Origin of the sequence: Longinema margulisiae, assembly GCF_025266855.1 — a bacterium.
Classification (GTDB): domain Bacteria; phylum Spirochaetota; class Brevinematia; order Brevinematales; family Thermospiraceae; genus Thermospira.
In genome coordinates this window covers 1,105,695-1,123,529 of sequence record NZ_CP053071.1, presented here as the reverse complement: position 1 = coordinate 1,123,529, position 17,835 = coordinate 1,105,695, and the positions used below count along the sequence as shown (strand labels likewise).

At 45.3% G+C, this 17,835-nt stretch carries 18 protein-coding genes and 1 tRNA gene; 10 read left to right on the top strand and 9 right to left on the bottom strand.

The annotated features are described in order from the left end of the window. Positions 1 to 89: 89 nt before the first annotated feature. A complete protein-coding gene (locus BREVNS_RS05085) occupies positions 90 to 1,643 on the top strand; it encodes a hypothetical protein (RefSeq protein ID WP_483427965.1) in 1,554 nt (517 codons plus the stop codon). 128 nt (positions 1,644 to 1,771) lie between these two features. Continuing rightward, positions 1,772 to 2,617 carry a glycosyltransferase family 2 protein gene (locus tag BREVNS_RS05080; protein WP_483427964.1) on the top strand — a complete coding sequence of 282 codons (846 nt, stop codon included), beginning with the start codon at positions 1,772 to 1,774 and terminating at the stop codon, positions 2,615 to 2,617. A gap of 179 nt (positions 2,618 to 2,796) precedes the next feature. On the opposite strand, the gene BREVNS_RS05075 is transcribed toward BREVNS_RS05080, so the two are convergent. Then, a complete protein-coding gene (locus tag BREVNS_RS05075) occupies positions 2,797 to 4,029 on the bottom strand; it encodes a hypothetical protein (protein ID WP_483426599.1) in 1,233 nt (410 codons plus the stop codon). On the opposite strand from BREVNS_RS05075, the gene BREVNS_RS05070 reads away from it, so the two are divergent. Then, on the top strand, positions 4,028 to 4,405 hold the full coding sequence (locus BREVNS_RS05070) for a hypothetical protein (protein WP_483427963.1): 378 nt from the start codon (positions 4,028 to 4,030) through the stop codon (positions 4,403 to 4,405). The two genes, BREVNS_RS05075 and BREVNS_RS05070, sit on opposite strands and share 2 nt — an antisense overlap. Positions 4,406 to 4,643: 238 nt before the next feature. Here the strand turns inward: BREVNS_RS05070 and BREVNS_RS05065 are convergent, their stop codons facing one another. Beyond that, positions 4,644 to 5,948: an ankyrin repeat domain-containing protein gene (locus BREVNS_RS05065; protein WP_483427962.1), complete on the bottom strand. Its 1,305-nt coding sequence runs from the start codon at positions 5,946 to 5,948 to the stop codon at positions 4,644 to 4,646. A 134-nt stretch (positions 5,949 to 6,082) separates the two neighbouring features. Between BREVNS_RS05065 and BREVNS_RS05060 the strand changes: the two genes are divergently transcribed. Genes BREVNS_RS05060 through BREVNS_RS05045 form a run of 4 tightly spaced genes read left to right on the top strand, consistent with a single transcriptional unit; the run spans position 6,083 to position 9,692 of the window. Then, positions 6,083 to 6,367: a hypothetical protein gene (locus BREVNS_RS05060; RefSeq protein WP_483427961.1), complete on the top strand. Its 285-nt coding sequence runs from the start codon at positions 6,083 to 6,085 to the stop codon at positions 6,365 to 6,367. After that, positions 6,342 to 7,262, top strand: a complete 921-nt coding sequence (locus BREVNS_RS05055) for a DUF58 domain-containing protein (RefSeq protein ID WP_483427960.1) — start codon at positions 6,342 to 6,344, stop codon at positions 7,260 to 7,262. Before BREVNS_RS05060 ends, BREVNS_RS05055 begins: the two co-directional genes overlap by 26 nt. An 8-nt stretch (positions 7,263 to 7,270) precedes the next feature. Further along, on the top strand, positions 7,271 to 7,978 hold the full coding sequence (locus tag BREVNS_RS05050; protein WP_483427959.1) for a response regulator transcription factor: 708 nt from the start codon (positions 7,271 to 7,273) through the stop codon (positions 7,976 to 7,978). Further along, the gene (locus tag BREVNS_RS05045; protein WP_483427958.1) at positions 7,902 to 9,692 is read left to right on the top strand and encodes a helix-hairpin-helix domain-containing protein; all 1,791 of its coding nucleotides are present in this window, start codon (positions 7,902 to 7,904) and stop codon (positions 9,690 to 9,692) included. The genes BREVNS_RS05050 and BREVNS_RS05045 overlap by 77 nt, the downstream gene beginning before the upstream one ends. Here the strand turns inward: BREVNS_RS05045 and BREVNS_RS05040 are convergent. The 6 genes from BREVNS_RS05040 to BREVNS_RS05015 are packed head-to-tail and all read right to left on the bottom strand — an operon-like array spanning position 9,670 to position 13,950. Beyond that, on the bottom strand, positions 9,670 to 10,536 hold the full coding sequence (locus BREVNS_RS05040) for a lysostaphin resistance A-like protein (protein ID WP_483427957.1): 867 nt from the start codon (positions 10,534 to 10,536) through the stop codon (positions 9,670 to 9,672). The genes BREVNS_RS05045 and BREVNS_RS05040 overlap by 23 nt on opposite strands. Positions 10,537 to 10,540: 4 nt before the next feature. Continuing rightward, positions 10,541 to 11,098: a sulfur carrier protein ThiS adenylyltransferase ThiF gene (gene thiF, locus BREVNS_RS05035; protein WP_483427956.1), complete on the bottom strand. Its 558-nt coding sequence runs from the start codon at positions 11,096 to 11,098 to the stop codon at positions 10,541 to 10,543. Further along, entirely contained in the window at positions 11,098 to 11,298 is a 201-nt protein-coding gene (gene thiS / locus BREVNS_RS05030) for a sulfur carrier protein ThiS (protein ID WP_483427955.1), read from the bottom strand. Before thiS ends, thiF begins: the two co-directional genes overlap by 1 nt. A 5-nt stretch (positions 11,299 to 11,303) precedes the next feature. Then, on the bottom strand, positions 11,304 to 12,581 hold the full coding sequence (locus BREVNS_RS05025; RefSeq protein WP_483427954.1) for an O-acetylhomoserine aminocarboxypropyltransferase/cysteine synthase family protein: 1,278 nt from the start codon (positions 12,579 to 12,581) through the stop codon (positions 11,304 to 11,306). A 15-nt stretch (positions 12,582 to 12,596) separates the two neighbouring features. Continuing rightward, positions 12,597 to 13,511, bottom strand: a complete 915-nt coding sequence (gene cysK / locus BREVNS_RS05020) for a cysteine synthase A (RefSeq protein ID WP_483427953.1) — start codon at positions 13,509 to 13,511, stop codon at positions 12,597 to 12,599. Between the two features lie 10 nt (positions 13,512 to 13,521). Continuing rightward, positions 13,522 to 13,950, bottom strand: coding sequence for an RrF2 family transcriptional regulator (locus BREVNS_RS05015; protein WP_483427952.1), 429 nt, complete (start codon positions 13,948 to 13,950; stop codon positions 13,522 to 13,524). Between the two features lie 390 nt (positions 13,951 to 14,340). Between BREVNS_RS05015 and galT the strand changes: the two genes are divergently transcribed. The 3 genes from galT to BREVNS_RS05000 are packed head-to-tail and all read left to right on the top strand — an operon-like array spanning position 14,341 to position 17,664. Next, positions 14,341 to 15,366, top strand: a complete 1,026-nt coding sequence (gene galT / locus BREVNS_RS05010) for a galactose-1-phosphate uridylyltransferase (RefSeq protein WP_483427951.1) — start codon at positions 14,341 to 14,343, stop codon at positions 15,364 to 15,366. 10 nt (positions 15,367 to 15,376) lie between these two features. Continuing rightward, the gene (locus tag BREVNS_RS05005) at positions 15,377 to 16,516 is read left to right on the top strand and encodes an MGDG synthase family glycosyltransferase (protein WP_483427950.1); all 1,140 of its coding nucleotides are present in this window, start codon (positions 15,377 to 15,379) and stop codon (positions 16,514 to 16,516) included. Positions 16,517 to 16,518: 2 nt separating this feature from the next. Further along, positions 16,519 to 17,664 (top strand): coproporphyrinogen-III oxidase family protein, encoded by a 1,146-nt coding sequence (locus BREVNS_RS05000; protein ID WP_483427949.1) that lies wholly within the window; start codon positions 16,519 to 16,521, stop codon positions 17,662 to 17,664. 31 nt (positions 17,665 to 17,695) lie between these two features. Here BREVNS_RS05000 and BREVNS_RS04995 read toward each other — a convergent pair. Next, positions 17,696 to 17,768 (bottom strand) — tRNA-Thr (locus BREVNS_RS04995). Positions 17,769 to 17,835: the final 67 nt, after the last annotated feature.

Sequence of the window (17,835 nt, the reverse complement as noted above, 5' to 3'; positions counted from 1 at the left end):
TTTTGCCAACACCAAAATACTCATTTTTTGATATTTTTTCCCTTTGAGGGTATTATTTTATATGAATAATTCTTTTGAAGGAGAAAAACATGAGAAAAGAATGGGGTCTTTTTCTTTCCTTTGCCTTGGTATGGAACTTCGGTTTTTCTTTCCGAACAACGTGGACAAACATGTTAGCTGAAGGAAGTGCCGCTCTTTCTTTAGTCAGGTCAAAAGACGGTGCTATATGGGTGGCAGGGTACCAACCCGAAACATCACTGTTTCGAGAACCAAAAGCCTGCTGGATGAATCTTGACTCCAATGGAAATATCCTGAAAACCTTTTTTCACGCCATCCAAACTCAAATAAGTGGGCAAATAGCCAGACGAATTCTTCCCCTATCGAATGGGAAAATATGGGTGGTTGGAAGAGACCTTTTCGGAACAGGAAGAGAATGGATCGCCCTCTATAATTACGAGGGAAAACTCCTCTGGAAAAAAGAGTTTGATACGGAAATTCAGGAAATAACCTCCCTTTTGTCCGTCGGAGAAGATGTCATTCTCATAGGATGGGCAAATTTTGGCGAGATATACTCATTTCTTTCAAGAATCAGCTCCACCGGCCAAGTCCTATGGGAAAAGAAATATGAAAAAACATGGAAAAATCCCCTTCTCAGAGAGGGAATTCGCCTCGACGACGGAAGTTTTTTGCTGGTGGGAGAGATTTCAGGAAATGGATTAGATGTTTTTTCATTGAAAATTGACGAGAAAGGCAATATTCTCCAGGAAAGGATATATGACTCTCCAAAAGATCAGGTGACGAGAGGTATCTTCAAAACTTCGTTGGGCGACATTGTCATCTATGGCTCAACAGAAACCTCTGGTGGGGACAAAGATGGATACGTACTCTTTGTCACCCCTGATGGCACAAAACTCGGTGACAAAAATATAGGAACCTCAGCAGATGAGGAGTTTCTTGCTTTCTCTGAAGAGGGCAACCGTTATCAAGGAGCCGGATGGAAAAAAACCACAAAAACCAAACAGGGTTGGGTTGTTGCTCTTGATGAAAAAGGAGAAATCCGCGGAGAATTCCTCTATGAAGGACCAGGTGATACCATGTTTACAGGCATAGCCACAGATAAAAATGAGAATAGCCTGGTAATCGGCTGGTCAGAAACACCACAAAAAACAAAGAGACTTCTTATTCTCAAAATTGCTAAAGAAGCTCTTACCAAACCCACCGTGTCCTCTCCTCTTCCAGCCTTTTTCTCTTCACTTTCTTTTCCTCTGGAAGATGGTTCCATGTTGACTCTTTGGTATAATACCAATAACCAGAGACTTTTTGTAATCCGAGTAAAAGCTCAAACCATCCTGTGGCAACAGGTCCTCGATGGTTTCTATCAGGGACACCATGCCATTCTTTTGCAAGACGGGAGTGTTCTCTTGGCTGGATGGTATATCCCACCGTCAAGAAAAGATAAAGATGGTTGGGCAATAAAATTTGGACATGATGGAAATGTCCTCTGGACCAAAACATATGGAAAAGAAAATCAGGATGATGTCATCACCGCCATTGTTCTTGGAAATCAGAAGAACTACCATATGATTGGCTATACTCTTACCACTACAACCCTCCAAACATGGCAAATAGAGGTTTCTCCATAAAAAATAAAAGAGAAAAAAATAAAAAGAAAATTTCAATGGAAAGAGTTTATCATTTTTCCACTCCTTGCCCACTCTTTCCTGTAGACAACTTCCCCTCCTTCGCTGTATAATACCATAAGAGGGAAAATATGAGACAGGGGGTATGGTCTTTGTTAGATGGTACCTTGGTAGTGAATCTCTTTTTTCTTACTATTACTCTTATCAATGTCATCTTTCTTCGCCTCACAGCGAGAAAAAAAGAACCCTCTTCCTACCCCATGGTCTCTGTTCTCATTCCCGCCAGAAACGAAGCTCATCGAATTCGTCCGTGTCTTGTCTCTCTTCTCTCGCAGGATTATCCCAATTACGAAGTGATCGTTCTCAATGACAATTCTACCGACGAAACAGAGGACATTCTTCAAGAATTCCTTTCCCATCCCCGTTTTCGCTACCTCAACGGACAACCACTCCCTGAGGGATGGAAAGGAAAACCATACGCCTCTCAACAACTCTACGAGGCCGCAAAAGGAGATCTCCTTTTGTTTACCGATGCTGATACGGTGCATGCTAAGGATTCTCTCAGGTTTCTTGTAGGACAGATGGAAAGATGGAATGTTGATTTTCTCTCCGCTTTTGCTCTTCATGAAGCAAAAAGCCCAGGAGAGAAACTTATTCTTCCCGCTGTTTATATGATGACCATTCTTTTCCTTCCTCTTCCTCTTGTCTATCTCACCTCATGGCCTTTCTTTTCCTTTGCAATTGGACAAATTCTTTTGTTCAAAAGGAAAGTCCTCAAAACCATGGGAGGATTTGAAAAGGTCCGGGATCATCCGGTAGAAGATCTCGCTCTCTCTTCTCTTGTGAAAAAACACGGGTTCCGGTCCATCTTTATCGATGCCAAGGAAGTGGTAAGATGTCGCATGTATGATAATTTTGCCCATGGTTTTTTTGGGATTGCAAGGGTCATTTATCCTGCTATCTCCAAAAATCTTTGATTACGTTTCCAACAGGAGACCTGAAAGAGAGAGAAAAGGATAAAGAAGTTACCCCTGGCTCAAAAGATTTTTGTCAACTGTAGTATACAGGGAACATTTTAGATAAACAAGTTTTTTCTGGGGAAAGTACCCTTTTTAGGCCATAAAACAGGGCAATAAGTACGTACCATCCCTATGTTTTATATCACATCCTGCCAGTAGACACCATCGATAGCCTCATCACGATTATAGTAGTAATGCAAACGCACAGCAAGAACATTGGTTGCCCCTTCTCTTTTCCATACCCCCACATCCATTCTCTGGTTTATGGTTCGCATCAGCCGTTCTGCCCTTGAGGTTGTTCTTGGCAAACCATCTTCACTGTCACAGGCGAACATGTCTTTTTGAGCACGAAGAAGATAATAAAAACAATGTTTGCGCCCTTTTTCGTGAAATAAGTCAAGAAGATTCTGAATATGCTGTCTGCGCTCGCTTTGATAACCAAGTCTTGTTTGCCAGTCATTTTTGTACCCCAAGAAACAGGCTTTCCCTGTTTCAGCGACAATATTTGTCCACTCAGAAGAACGATATCTCACTCTATCAAGACGAAGAAAATACTTCAATTGATAACTTACATGCCACAAACATCGTTGAAAAACGATACCGGGATGTTTGCCCTGGTTAATCCCTGTATCTCCATCGACAACAAGAAAAAACCGAGAAAAAGAGTGTTTTTCTTGAATGGGCTTAAGAAGTTTGTCCCAACCTGCATGGTAATTATCCACAAGAAGGCCTGCTATTCTTGTATTTTTTCCTGTCAATGGGGAGGCTTGTTGCCTCTCCTGCAAAAGAATTTTAGCTTCTTCTCCTTTTTTCTTGCCCTGAACAGGAATACCCGTCCCATCGGCTTCTCCACAGGGTTTTTCTTTTTCTGAGATACTGAAATGTATCTTTCTCCCAATATTTTGAAGGTTTTTCCAGAGGGTGCTAAGACCTATTTTATACCCTGTGAAGGAAAGAATACGAGCGGCCACTCGATAGGTGGTAAGAGCCCCGGCTAAAGCCACTCTGTAGATATCTTTCAGGATTTGCCTTTTTCGCTTTTCTACACCAAGAAGAGATCTTGTGAGAAAAAGTTTTCTTCCACACTTTTTGCATTGAATTTGGAGCTGAGGAAGAGTGATCTTTCCAAAGGGCATCAGAACAAAAACAGTGTTTTTTCCATGCTTTGTTTTCCATATGAAGTGATGTTTTTCTCCGCATGTACAGGTGATACGACCTTCTTTTATTTCTTTTTCTGCCACTTCTACAGAAATCTGATGAACAAATGACTCAAACACTCCTTTGATGGCCTGGAGAAAAACCACCACTAACGTCTCAAGTTTTGTGTCAGGGTAGTCGATAGTCAAAGTGAAGGTGAATTCTTTACGCATGGGTTCCTCCTTGTGTCCTATTATCGGCCAGGGAGGAACTTTTTTTGCTTTTCCTCATCTTCCCACTGCAGGTCTCCTGAAAAAAACGTTACCAAATCTTTTTCTCTTTCTTGCGTTAGTCTTTGGTATCACCTCAGCCATTCTCTGGCCTTTTGTGCACACTCTGAAACATTTCTTCGCTTTTCCCCCTTCGCTTTTTTCTGTGATCGTTTTTCTCACTGCCTGGGGAATATTCATGCGAAACAGAAAACAATCCTGGTTATCCGTTCTTGGCTATCCTGTTATCTTTCTCAATCTTCTCTTTGCGGCTTTTTATTCCCTTGGAAAAACAGGGTTTGGCAAGGGAATTCTCTGGAAAGAACGATTGGTGAAATAAAAATCCATAGATTGAGACCCTTGCACGGGTGTTTTCCCCCTATCTGGGTCAGGGGCTACGCCCCTGAAACCCCGCTTTTTCTGTTTACAAGGGCTTATTTGTCTTTTTTATCCAAAAAAATGGGCTTGTTTATTATGGAAAGGAACATTTTTATACTACTTTTTGTTTTTTTATTACTTTCTTGAGACCTTTGTACATTCGTGCAAAGGTCTCAGATTCTAAAAAGGACAACTCGTCATTATTGACCCCCGCCTAAAAGCACAAGGGTATTGGTAGAACGGGCCAAAATAGCCTGGCGACTTGCTGTTTGGCCATACCGATTGGTTTGATGAGGATCCGCCCCCCTTGCTAAAAGATACTGCACAATATCAGGATACTGCCTGCGCACCGCCTCCATAAGGGCTGAATACCCATAGATATCCTGACTATTCACACAAGCCCCCGCTTCAACAAGAAGTTTGACAACCTCCCTGTGTCCCTGCTGAGCCGCAAGAATAAGGGGTGTCCATCCATAAGGATCCCTTATCTCAGCAGGCACTCCTTTTCTCAAGAGACTCCTGACCACATCCGCTACACCCCAATACGCCGCCTCAAAAAGGGGAGACCACCCCTTTCTGTTGGTCGTGGTAAGGTGAATATCCCTCTCAATCAACCAGAGAGCCAAAGGAATATCCCTCCTTCTGATCGCATAATGAAGAGCTGTATTTCCCTCTTTGTCTTGTTTTCTCCACTCGCTCATATTGGTAAAGGTATCTCTCCATAGATACCAATCCTGGCGTTGCAAAGCCTCAAAAAGAGAAGGATTCTTCTTGCCTTCCAAAAGAAGTTTCTCCTTGGCCAATTTTCCCGGAGGATATCGAAGAACCTCAAGAAGAGCCTTCTTATTCTGTTCCCAGAGAGCATCAACAGGAAGCCTCGGAACCTCTACAGTAATCATAGAAATACCCCTCTCAAGGCAGTACTCTCCAAACGATCCCGGTGTATCATATCCAAGTTCTTTCACCAAGGGATAATGATTGTAATATTGCATATAACGTGCCGTTTCCCACACCTCTCCTTCCACCATCATACAATGGAGTTGCGCGTGAAGAGTCACCACAAGAGATGGTTTATAACGTTGAATAAGTTTCATCAGTACCTTCGTTTCTGGTTCACTTGCCGCAAATTTGCCGGGATAATATACCCTCTTTTGGTAATTCGTGGTAAACCCCTTTGTAGGAAAATTTCTATTGATATCCACTCCTCGGGCATTTTGTCGTGTCCCCCTCCGCACACCATCGGGATTGGCCTTAGGAACAATAACAACTCTCACCTCTTTTAAGACCGAAGGGGTTTTCTTTATCATAGTGCGAAAACGATTGAGTATCTCCACTCCCTGCCGTTCATCTCCATGAATGCCCCCAACAAAAAGAATGGTTTCATTTCCCCGGCCATACACAAAGGCTTCAATCTTTCGACCACGCACACTTTTCCCCACAACCTCAGCAAACCCCGCTCCAGAGAGAGCAAGAAGAAAAAGAAAAAGCCAGAATCCTCTTTTCATATTTTTTTTATCGACCACAGCCCTTCGATAAGTTAAACCCTCCTCCCTCTATTGAAATCGCCTTCTTCCCTGTGCCCCCTTCTTTTTTTGCTTTCTTTCCTCTCTTGATGTATAATACTCATCAAGGAGAAACCATGAATCGTTTTTGGGAAAAACTCTGGCTCTGGACAACCCTCGTCTTGGGTGGAATAGCCCTCCTGTCTATTCTCTCTGTTGTCCTGCCCCTTCTTTTTCTTTTGGCGTTGCCGTTTTTCTTGATAGGGTTTGTATGGCTTTTTCTCCTCTGGCTCCAGAGTTTCAAAGGTGAAAAAGAAAGCGAATACGACGAGGATGGAGCGAGATACACCAAGGCCACTATCCTTTCCAAGGAATCCTCAACCCAGGAGATTCCCCATGACAAAAACGACCCTTCTGCCTGATTCTATTCAGCAAATTATCTCGAGAGTAAAACACCTCGAAATTCGTGCAAAAAAACTCATCAAAGATCAGCTCACCCATCAATACCACAGTGTTTTCAAAGGCAAAGGCATTGAGTTCTCTGATGTGCGGGAATACAGCTATGGAGACGACGTTCGTGATATTGACTGGAATGTGACAGCGAGAATGCGTGAGCCCTACATAAAACAATTCGTAGAAGAAAGACAGCTCACCGTTTATTTTGTGGTGGATATCAGTTTCTCCTCCCTCTATGGAGAAACCATCTCCAAACGCCAGATCATGGCAGAAGTCGCCGCCTTTTTAGGCTTCATTGCCCACTACAACCAGGATAAGGTGGGGCTTATCCTTCATACAACTAAGGTAGAACAGTTTGTTCCTGCCAAACACAACTACTCTCAACTTCTCCGTATTATCCGAGACATCTGGTATGCCCCTCCACAATTTCGCGGGACCTCTTTAGCCCATTCGTATGAAGAGGTGGCAAGCCTCATCAAAAAACCATCTATCCTTTTCCTTCTCAGTGACTTTTTAGACGGAGAGTATGATAGAGCCCTTTCTCGTCTCTGTGATAAACACGAGGTTATCCCTCTTGTGATCCATGATGAAAGTGAAAAGCACCCCTCTCTTCCTTTTCTCATGCCCTGGAACCACGCCATACCCATGTTGGCTTCTCTTGAGGATATTGAAACGCTCCAGAATAAAACCATCCTTTTGAATAGAGAGTCTGCCTACCATCGCTACCGCGAGTTTTATACCTCTGTTTTTCAGAGATTCGGGCTTGACTTTGTAGAATTGAGTAGCAAAGAAAACTATTTCCGAAGTGTAGAAAGACTCCTCTCTCAGATGACAAGAGCACGACACCATTTGCGGCATTAGGGGGGTATATGCCAGAGATCGTATGGATTGTCGAGGATGAGACTGATATCCGGGAGTTAGAAAAAACCGTGCTCGAAGAAAACGGTTTTTCTTGCAGAGGTTTTGCTACCGCCGGAGAGTTTATGCGCAGCTTTCAAGAGGCCACAAAAAAACCAGATGTGGTTATTTTAGATATTATGCTGCCCGATCGCAGCGGGCTTGATCTCATTCGCTGGCTCAAGGAAAAAAATCCTTCTATAGGTATCCTCTGCATCAGTGCCAGGGGAGAAGAGATTGATAGAGTTATCGGACTTGATTTAGGCGCTGACGACTACATCCCCAAGCCTTTCAGCCCAAGAGAAATGGTGAGCCGTGTTCGGGCTGTACTTCGAAGACACCAATCCTCCCCACCCCCCTCTTCTTCTATTCTCCAGTGGGAAGGTATCCGTTTAGACACCGCTCGCTTTCACGCCACTATCGATGGAGAAGAGGTCCCCCTTACCGCCACAGAATTCCGCCTTTTGGCTATTTTAGTAGAAAACCCGGGACAGGTTTTTAGCCGGGAAAATCTCATTGAGCGCCTCTGGAATAACGAAAAGGCCATCATGGATAGAACCATTGATGTCCATATAAAACATCTGCGGGAGAAGTTAAAAAACTATGGGTCGTGTCTTCAGACACTTCGTGGCATTGGGTATAAGCTTGATCGCCCTCAGGGCATTCGCTCATCCGATTGATCTCAATACCATTGCCGAGGACCGTCTTGCTGCCATTTTACGCACCAATGGAGTAAGTAGCACTCTCATCCATTCTCTTTTATCCTGGAGACAAAAAAATGGCTGGATATGGTCTTATGAAGAACTTCTTCTCTGTGGTGTTCCAGAAGAAAGCCTTTCATGGTTTCGCTACCACTTCATCCTTCCTCCCCCTCTTCCCCCTGAAGAGTCTTCTTCGGACTTGGCCGACTTTCTCCTCTATCCTGTCGATCTGAATTCGGCTTCTTCCTCGGCTCTCTCCCTTCTTCCCGGAATGGATGAGGGAAAGGTCAAAAAAATCTTAGCCTATCGACAAAAAAAGGGATTTGGTTCTCCACGGGATCTTCTTTCCTTGGGATGGACACAAGAAGAGATCCAGCGACTCGCCCCCTTCATCACCATTTCTCCTCTTCCCAACCATACGAGATGGTCCCACAGCCTCAGAATAGAAGGCTCAAATCTCCTCTATCGAAGCACGCTCACCCTTCCCTCTTTTGAGGCTTACCTTCTTCTCCCCGAACCACAAAAAACCACGGGAAACCTTTCTACCATTCAGACACAGGCCATCATGGGAGCATTCTTCTCCCCTTCATGGGGAAAAATCATCATAGGAGACCTTGTCTATCGTCAGGGGGCTGGACTTGTCTCTGGGAATACCTTTTCCATCATCTCTCGCTATCCGTCAGAGATGATTCCCTGGGAAAAAGGTCTCTCAAGGCCCTATTCCGCCAAAAGAGACCAGAACAACAATCGTTATGATGAGATTCTTCGAGGCATAGGCTTGGAAACGTGGTGGAAAATATTCTCTTTAGGGGGTATTTTGTCCTCGAATCAGTTGGTCCTTGGTGGAGGATGGCTTGCCATAGGAAGCTCAGAAACAAAAATAGGCATCCAGGGTTTCCAGACTCTTGCCACAAACACCCCTCTTTCTATGGGAAGCGTTTTTGGCAAAGTTACCTTTCAAAAGATAGAGACAGGAGGAGAAATAGCCTCTTCAAAAGGACATGCCTGGATAGGGTGGCTTCGCCGCAGAGGAAAACTCTCCTTCGCAGGTGTTTTCTACCATGGAGAAACAAACTTTTTTTCACCTCTCAGTGGGGAACTTTACCGCGGTATAACAGGAAAAAGCGGTCTTCTTGTGAGCCTCTTTGCCAATTTTCGCCCCTGGGAAACCCTCCTAAGAGGAGAATGGTACACCAACCAACAAACCTCCTATACCACCCTCAAGGTAGGAGGAGAAGGCGCCTATGCCCAAACGATAGGAAATGAAAGAGTGTCCCTTCGAAGGATAGCCATCCCCCTTTCTTTCGACTATCGAACCAATCAACTCTTTTCCTCTGAAGGGCTCTCTTTAGAAGGGAAACTTTTTGATACCTTCTTTTGGGAAACAAAGGTCCGTCTTCACCATCACCAACACCAATGGGGAAATGAATACCATCTGCGAACCTCCCTTGGACAGGAGAAATGGTATATAACCCTCTGGTATAGCTGGCTTTCCCCTCTTGAGGGGAATCCCATCTCTCTCACCTTTCCCCCTATAGAATCCCAGGAAATGGAAAGTCTCTGGTTTTACGAGAAAACCGAGGTGTGGTGTTTTCTTGTTCGCTACCGGAGAAAAGAATTCTCTGTAGCCACCCGTCTTCTTCTCTACGAAAAAAAGAGTCGTTTTGCCCTTAGCCTTCAGTGGCAGTGGTAGAGGGCCATGACAAAAGCTTTCTCACAAAAAAGACTGAAAGTCCCCCCATCAAAAGGGTAAAAGGAACAAGAGAATACAGATTCTCCACTCCAAACCATGAGGGATCAAGCGTCATGATATATCTCCCCCCTATGAGAAAGGAAAAAAACGCCATCATATTCTGAAACTGATGAGCCCATATCCCGGGCCAGAGAGAAGAAAATTTGGCCCGGAACCAGCCAAGCAGAAGCCCTATCGCCACATACAGAACTGTATAGAAACCCCATGGATGAAGAGAAGCAAAAACAAGAGCCTGAAGAAGAATAGCCCATCCTTTTGAAAGATGACGAGAGAGCCCTTCGTAGAGAAGCCCGCGAAAAAGCCATTCTTCCGTCATGGGAACCAAAAGAACAAGGTTGACAAAAAGCCAGAGCTTGGTAAGAAAGCCTTTCCCCTCAAGAGTATCAAAAATAAGACCATAGTTTGCCTGATAATGGACCATATCCTCCATAGCCTGTGCTATCATGCTCCCACCAGAGAGGGCATTCAACACCACAAGAAACGAAAACACCATTCCGCTGACCATCATGAGAAGAGAAAGCCACGAACAAACAATCGTGGCCACTAACTTCCCCGGTTTTTCAGGGAGATAAAGTGCCACCTCACGACTGAGATTCCCCTCTTTCAAAAGGAAAAAAAGGCTTATAGCCACTGCAAATTGAAAAAGGGGTATGGCTAAAAAAAGGCTTTCCCCATTCCAGGTAAACCACCTCCAGACAAAAGAAAGGGCAACAGGAACCCCAAAGAGAACCACGGCTCCCACCAAAAGTCCCGCCCAAAAAGGAAAGCGTTCTATTTTTCGCACGGCTCTACTCCTCATTTCTTTTTTCTTCAAAAATACCCGCCCATTCTAAGACCACTGAAGCCATCATAGCCGCCACAACCCCGACCTTTGCCGAACTGAGAGGATGGTGAGCAACATCTGAAACAAAATCGCCCACAATAGCGATCGTTGGTTTCGGTCTATAAATCCGTATCGCTTCCACCTTATTCCCTGCTATCCCATTCGCAGACACAAGGTATTTTCCCGATCCCCAGAAAGTCTTCAAAAGAAGTGCCTTGCTCTCAGCCCTGTCAAAGCCCTCTACGATACAATCACAATCAGCAAAAAGCTTTTCCATGTTTGTCTCATCTAAAAAGGTTTCTATCACCTCGATCTCCACCTCAGGACGAATGGCTTTCAGGTTTTCTACTAGCATCAAAACCTTTGGACGACCAACCTGATGCGCAAAATAAAACTGCCGATTGAGATTGGAAACGTCCACCTTGTCAAAATCCACTATCTTCAAGAAAGAAATGCCGGCCCTCACCAGATGCATGGCTACATTACTTCCAATACCACCCACACCAGCTATTCCAATGCGCATCAACCCCCTCCAACAAAATGCACTATTTCTAGTTTATCCCCCTCTTTCAGGACGGTCTCTTTCCATTTTTCTTTGGAAAGTACCTCACCATTATACTCCACCACCACTCGCTTGAGGGAAAGCCCAAGACTTTCTATATACTTTTCCACGGAGAGGGAAGAAATGACCTCCCTCTCTTCTCCATTCACCACAATCCGCATATCCCCTACACCTTTGCAAGAGCCTGATCCAGGTCCGAAAGAATATCCTCAATATGCTCAATACCAATGGAAAGCCGAATAAGATCCGGCGTAATCCCTCCCGCTTTCATGTCTTCATCCGAAAGCTGGGAATGGGTGGTAGTCGCGGGATGAATAGCCAAACTCTTCGCATCTCCCACATTGGCAAGATGAGAAAAGAGCTTGAGAGATTCAATAAATTTCTGGCCTTCCTTTCTTCCGCCCTTCACACCAAAAACCACCATCCCACCAAACCCTTTTGCAAGATAACGTCTGGCCACAGGATAGGTAGGATCATCCTCGAGACCCGGATATCGTACCCAGGCCACTTTGGGGTGAGTTTTCAGGAACTTGGCCACGGCAAGGGCATTACTACTATGCCTTTCCATACGAAGAGCCAGGGTTTCCAGTCCCTGCAAAAATACCCATGCATTGTCCGGGGAAAGACATCCCCCTAAATTGCGAAGAGGCACAAGACGCATACGCATAATATACGCCATGGGATTCATCTCCCCCAGATCATGGGCAAACCGAAGATTGTGGTAACTGGGATCAGGCTCATTGAGAAGAGGAAACTTGGGATTTTTCCAGTTAAACTTCCCGCTATCTACCACAATTCCCCCAATAGCTGTTCCATGGCCACCAATCCACTTGGTAAGTGAATGGACCACAATATCCGCCCCGTACTCAATGGGACGCAAAAGATAGGGGGTGGTAAATGTAGAATCTACAATGAGAGGAATCTCATGCTCATGCGCAATCCTTGCCACCGCCTCAATATCCGTAACATCAAGAGAAGGATTACCAATGGTTTCCACAAAAACCGCCTTTGTTTTTGGGGTAATGGCCTTTCTCACATTCTCCGGCTGACGAATATCCACAAACCGGGTGGTAATACCAAACTGGGGAAGAATATCATGGAACATGGTAAAGGTTCCCCCGTAGAGATTGCTTGCGGAAACAATCTCATCTCCCTGCTGAGCAAGATTGATGATGGCATAATGAATAGCATTGGTGCCGGAAGCGAGGGCCACCGCCCCTAACCCACCCTCCAGGATAGCCATTCGCTTTTCAAGAACATCCGTGGTAGGGTTCATAATACGGGTATAGATATTGCCTGGTTCTTTCAGAGCAAAAAGATTAGCGGCATGTTCACTACTCTTGAATACGTAGGACGTGGTACGATAAAGAGGAACCGCTCGTGAAAGGGTTTCGTCAAGGGTATGCCCCGCATGAAGGGCAAGGGTTTCAAAACGCTCTTTCATATTCTTTGCCTCCTTTTATTCATCGAAAAGCCATGTGCTGAGGTACCTTTCACCGGTATCACACCCGATGGTCACAATCGTTTTTCCTTTATTCTCAGGACGTTTGGCCAACTGAAGGGCTACCCAGACATTCGCCCCCGCCGATATCCCTACAAGGATACCCTCTTTTCTGGCAAGCTCACGGGAAACAGCGCCAGCATCCTCAGCCCTCACCTGGACAATCTCATCAATAATAGAGGTATTGAGAACTTTGGGAACAAAACCAGCCCCAATCCCCTGGATTTTATGCGGGCCAGGTTTGCCTCCAGAAAGAACAGGGGAATCGGTGGGTTCCACGGCAACAATCTTCACCTGAGGGTTTCTTGCCTTGAGCACCTCACCTACCCCGGTAAGTGTCCCCCCTGTTCCCACTCCCGCCACAAAAATATCCACCTTGCCATCTGTATCCTGCCAGATCTCTTCCGCCGTTGTTTTTCTATGAATCTCCGGATTGGCCGGGTTTTCAAACTGCTGGAGAATCAGGCTTCCGGGATACTTCTCCGCCAGTTCATTGGCCTTGTTTACCGCTCCACGCATCCCCTCCGCTCCGGGAGTAAGCACCACCTCAGCCCCAAAGATCTTGAGAAGCTTTCTCCTCTCTACACTCATGGTATCAGGCATCACAAGAATAAGCCGATACCCCCGCTGAGCCGCAATAAAAGCTAAGGCAATGCCGGTATTTCCACTGGTTGGTTCAATGATCACACTTCCCGGCTTGAGTTTTCCTTCCTTTTCCGCGGCCTCAATCATAGAAAGCCCTATCCTGTCTTTCACACTTGAGAGAGGATTGAAAAATTCTGCTTTCAAAAGAACTTCCGCTTCACTACACATCCGGGAAAGACGAATCAAAGGAGTCTTTCCAATGAGTTCTGTGATATTATTGGCTATCATGAACCACCTCCTATATCTCGTAATTATGGGCTGCCGATTCTGTATATTTTCGAATCATATCATCAAGGGTCATACGGGATAACTCCTGACGAAGAACCGTCGAAAGCCTATCCCACACCCATTGGGTCGGGCAATGCGCCATTCGATTACAGGCCTTATTCTTCACACAGTCCACCAAGGTAAGCGGCCCCTCAAGGGTCTCTATCACCTCCAGAAGGTATATCTCCGAAGGATTCTTTGAGAGAATATACCCACCCTTGATACCCCTCTGAGCCTGGACAATGCCAGCCACCTTCAAGCGATTGATAATGTGTTCAAGATACTTCTCAGAAATAGCCTCTTTCTCAGCTATTTCACTCAAAGGAACGATCTCTTTGCCCGCCGTAGCCAAACGAAAAAGAAGACGAAGTCCATACCGGCTTTTGGTGGAGAGTTTCATACCTCCTCCTTAAAGGTAGATTTTCCTATATGTTTTATAGGTATTTTAAGAGAAAACCATTTTTTTGTCAAACAAAAAAAAGAAAGTCTTGTGAAAAATTTTATCCATTCTCCACTCCATATTTGAGACCCTTGCACGGGTGTTTTCTTCCCCTATCTGGGTCAGGGGCTACGCCCCTGAAACCCCGCTTTTTCCATTTACAAGGGCTTATTTGTCTTTTTTTTGTTCAAAGGAATAGTTTTATTTATTACGTTAAGGAACATTTTTATACTATTTTTTGTTTTTTACTACTTTTTTGAGACCTTCGCACATTCGTGCAAAGGTCTCTAAACTCTTGACTTTTTCCTTTCCTTCTTTACAATAAAACCATCATAAACCAAGGTGGTATCTATGCCAGAACTCCGGCAAAACATTCTCCTAAAAGAATGGGTGATTATCTCCACCGAAAGAAGCAAGCGCCCTGACCAACTCCGTGAAGAAAAACTCAACTGTGAATCTGCCTATCCTGCTTACGATGAAAACTGTCCCTTCTGCCCGGGAAACGAGATAAAAACCGGAAACGATATTACCCTTGATGCCATGGAAACCAATGGCAAGTGGCAGATTCGGGTTATCCCCAATAAATATCCCGCTCTTCTCCCCCCCGAAGATGGTTTCTCTGTCAACACCACGGGATTTTTCCGTTCCATGGATGGTATTGGGCATCATGAAGTCCTGATCGAACACCCTCAGCATAACCTCACCGTGGCCCTCTACGATCCAACCCACGTGTATCATATTCTTCGCATGTATCAGAAACGCATGGCCCACCTCATGAGTTTTTCCTATGTGGAATCGGTGATCCTTTTCCGAAATCATGGAAGTCGGGCCGGGGCTTCTCTTGTTCATCCCCACTCTCAGATTATTGCCCTTCCCGTTATCCCCCGAGATGTCATGGCACGAATGAATGAATCCATCCGCTACCATGAAGAACATAGAAGTTGTATCTTTTGCACCATGCTTGAAAGAGAACTCACCGAAGGAAAACGGATTGTCTATGAGAGTGAATACTTTGTGGCTTTTGTCCCTTACGCCGCCTTTTCCCCTTTTGCGGTGTGGATTTTCCCACGAAAACACAAATCAAGTTTTCTCTACGCCACAGAAGAAGAACTGGCTGATCTTTCCGTTACCCTCCGGCATGTCCTTCGAAAGCTCTACTATGGTCTCAATGACCCGGATTATAACTATATCGTGCGTTCTGCGCCGCAGGGGTATAGCCACACCGCCTTTTTCCACTGGTATATCACAGTGGTTCCCCGCCTGACGAGAAGTGCTGGTTTTGAATTAGGGTCTGGCATGTTCATTAACCCATCCATACCAGAAGAAAATGCCGCCTTTCTCAGGGATTTTGTCTTGCCGGAGGAGAAAAAAACCTAAAGGGGGGCTTATGAAAACCATTCTTATGCCCATTGTCGAGGCCGGTGCTGGTCATTTAGCTACCGCCAAAGCTATCCGGGATGGTATCGAGGCCTGTTACCCGGGAAAGTATGCTATCACCATTGTAGAACTTTCAGAGGCAAGCGGTGCCCTCAAAGAACACGAGTTTATGAGAAAATACTGGAGGTATTCTCTTGCCCATCGCTGGATGGCCGACCTTTCGATGACCCTCATGGAACTTTTCCACCCCATTTCCCGGCTTTACCTTCCCCTTTTTATGCCTGGTCTTCTCAAAAAGGGTATAGAGTATTATGCCTCGGTGAAGCCGGATCTCATTCTCTCCACCCATTTTTTTGCCATCACCATTGCCGCCATAGCCAAACGAAAAAAAAGAATCTCCTGTCCGGTGGTAGGGGTAATCACTGATCCCTTTTCTCCCTTTTCCTGGTGGTGCGAAAAACGTGCCGACTATCTCTTTGCTCCCAGCGATGAGGTAGAAAAGGGGCTTCTCAGACGGGGGGTTAAACCCTCTCAAATTGTCCGTATGCCATTTCCGATTGAAAGAAAATTTTACGATCCCCTTCCTGCCCGTGAAATTCTCTTTGAAAGGTATAATCTCAACCCCTCCTATCAAACACTCCTTGTCGTATATGGGGGAGAGGGTATTGGCAAGGCCTACGATTTTATCCCCCGCATCATCGAACGGCGTATGCCCTTCAACTGGCTTGTGGTGTGTGGACGAAATAAACCCCTCTATGAAAAGATGATGGAACTCTCAAAAACCTCTCCCTATCCTGTACGGATCTTCGAATTCGTTGAAAATATGCATGAACTCATGCATACCGCCGACATTGTGGTGGGCAAGGCTGGACCGTCTGTTCTTTTTGAATCCATGCTTTTGGGAAAACCTCTCCTTGCCACGGATTATTCCACCTATATGACCGAACGCAAAAACCTTCTCTTTGCTCTCAAGCATCATGCTGGCTGGTGGGCTCCAGACTTTCTTTCGTTTCTCACCGTCTTAGAAACCGTCCTGACCACCAATGTGCTCAAAACATATCGAGATAATATCTCCGCCATCCCCCTGGTAAAACAACTCCGTGAAGGCAAGGACGATATTGCTCACTGGGTCGATACCCTTTTGAAGTAGCCATGACAGGGCTCTATATTCACCTCCCCTTTTGTCGAAAAAAGTGTCTCTACTGCCACTTTGCGAGCGGTATCCCCTATGATGAAGAAAGGGCAAGCCATTACATTGATCTTCTTCTTCAAGAGGCTCGTCTCTATCAGGAGGCTCACGGACCTCTTGCCTTCCACACCCTCTATTTAGGAGGAGGTACTCCCTCTCTTCTTTCACCTTCACTCCTTTCCCGTTTACTTGAGGGAATCTCTTCTCTTTTCACTCTTGAAACTATGGAAAGAACCATCGAGGTTAACCCAGAGGATGTCACAAAAGCCAACCTCTCCCTTTGGAAAAGCCTTGGCTTTGACAGGCTCAGCCTTGGCTTTCAATCCCTTCAACCTGAGCTTCTCCGTTTTCTCTCCCGTCCCCTTTTTGATGCCGACAAAACCTACACGATGGCAAAAGAGGCTGGATTTTCCCGTCTCAGTGTTGACTTCATTGTAGGGATACCACAACTTGATGTTTTTTCTCTTCTTTCATGGATAGAGAAACATCGCCCTCCCCATCTCTCCCTTTATCTCCTCTCCTGTGAAGAGGGAAGCACAATAGCCGGACTTGCCAAAAGAGGGACCTTTCAGACACCTGATCCTGATTTTCAAGCTCAACAATACTTAGACCTTGCTATGAAACTCTCTCGATTCTATGAATGGTATGAGATTTCCAACTTCTCCCTTGGAAAAGAAAACCGGGCTATTCATAACAGCCTCTACTGGGCCTATGAACCCTATATAGGGCTTGGTATCGGGGCAAGTGGTTTTTTGTCCTGGCAAAGTTTTCGCTACACCAATACGGTAAACCTTCTACTCTATGAAGAAGCCATCAAAGCAAACCGGTTTCCCTATGGTTTCCAGGAGACCATCGATACAAAAACCGCGATGATGGAAAAACTCATGCTTGGTCTTCGCACAAGCAACGGGATAGCCTTGAATACCATCCGCGAATGGATTGGAAACAAAGAGGAAAGTCTCCTCTTCACCACCATACAATCCCTTTCTTCCTATTGCTCCATCGATCAGCAGAAACTTATTCTCACCCCAAAAGGACGATTGGTTGCCAACACCATAATTACCGAGATATGGCGCACCATCGAAAAGATCCTCGGGGAAAATATTTGAATAAAAAAGGCTGCCCGAGAGGGCAGCCTAAAGCCACCGAGCGGGATTGAACCGCTGGCCCACTGATTACGAATCAGTTGCTCTACCGACTGAGCTACGGTGGCAGGAATTAGTATTATACACGAAAAAAAATTTTTTTTCAAGTTTCAGCCTTTCGGCTATACCTGACCA

Bases quoted from the DNA above. Each gene is read 5' to 3' on its own strand.
- BREVNS_RS05075 (WP_483426599.1), bottom strand. From the start codon at position 4,029: ATGCGTAAAGAATTCACCTTCACTTTGACTATCGACTACCCTGACACA.
- BREVNS_RS05070 (WP_483427963.1), top strand. From the start codon at position 4,028: ATGGGTTCCTCCTTGTGTCCTATTATCGGCCAGGGAGGAACTTTTTTT.
- galT (WP_483427951.1), top strand. From the start codon at position 14,341: ATGCCAGAACTCCGGCAAAACATTCTCCTAAAAGAATGGGTGATTATC.
- BREVNS_RS05000 (WP_483427949.1), top strand. From the start codon at position 16,519: ATGACAGGGCTCTATATTCACCTCCCCTTTTGTCGAAAAAAGTGTCTC.
- BREVNS_RS05085 (WP_483427965.1), top strand. From the start codon at position 90: ATGAGAAAAGAATGGGGTCTTTTTCTTTCCTTTGCCTTGGTATGGAAC.
- BREVNS_RS05015 (WP_483427952.1), bottom strand. From the start codon at position 13,950: ATGAAACTCTCCACCAAAAGCCGGTATGGACTTCGTCTTCTTTTTCGT.
- cysK (WP_483427953.1), bottom strand. From the start codon at position 13,511: ATGATAGCCAATAATATCACAGAACTCATTGGAAAGACTCCTTTGATT.
- BREVNS_RS05065 (WP_483427962.1), bottom strand. From the start codon at position 5,948: ATGAAAAGAGGATTCTGGCTTTTTCTTTTTCTTCTTGCTCTCTCTGGA.
- BREVNS_RS05045 (WP_483427958.1), top strand. From the start codon at position 7,902: ATGGGTCGTGTCTTCAGACACTTCGTGGCATTGGGTATAAGCTTGATC.
- BREVNS_RS05060 (WP_483427961.1), top strand. From the start codon at position 6,083: ATGAATCGTTTTTGGGAAAAACTCTGGCTCTGGACAACCCTCGTCTTG.
- BREVNS_RS05025 (WP_483427954.1), bottom strand. From the start codon at position 12,581: ATGAAAGAGCGTTTTGAAACCCTTGCCCTTCATGCGGGGCATACCCTT.
- thiS (WP_483427955.1), bottom strand. From the start codon at position 11,298: ATGCGGATTGTGGTGAATGGAGAAGAGAGGGAGGTCATTTCTTCCCTC.
- BREVNS_RS05005 (WP_483427950.1), top strand. From the start codon at position 15,377: ATGAAAACCATTCTTATGCCCATTGTCGAGGCCGGTGCTGGTCATTTA.
- BREVNS_RS05055 (WP_483427960.1), top strand. From the start codon at position 6,342: ATGACAAAAACGACCCTTCTGCCTGATTCTATTCAGCAAATTATCTCG.
- BREVNS_RS05050 (WP_483427959.1), top strand. From the start codon at position 7,271: ATGCCAGAGATCGTATGGATTGTCGAGGATGAGACTGATATCCGGGAG.
- BREVNS_RS05080 (WP_483427964.1), top strand. From the start codon at position 1,772: ATGAGACAGGGGGTATGGTCTTTGTTAGATGGTACCTTGGTAGTGAAT.
- thiF (WP_483427956.1), bottom strand. From the start codon at position 11,098: ATGCGCATTGGAATAGCTGGTGTGGGTGGTATTGGAAGTAATGTAGCC.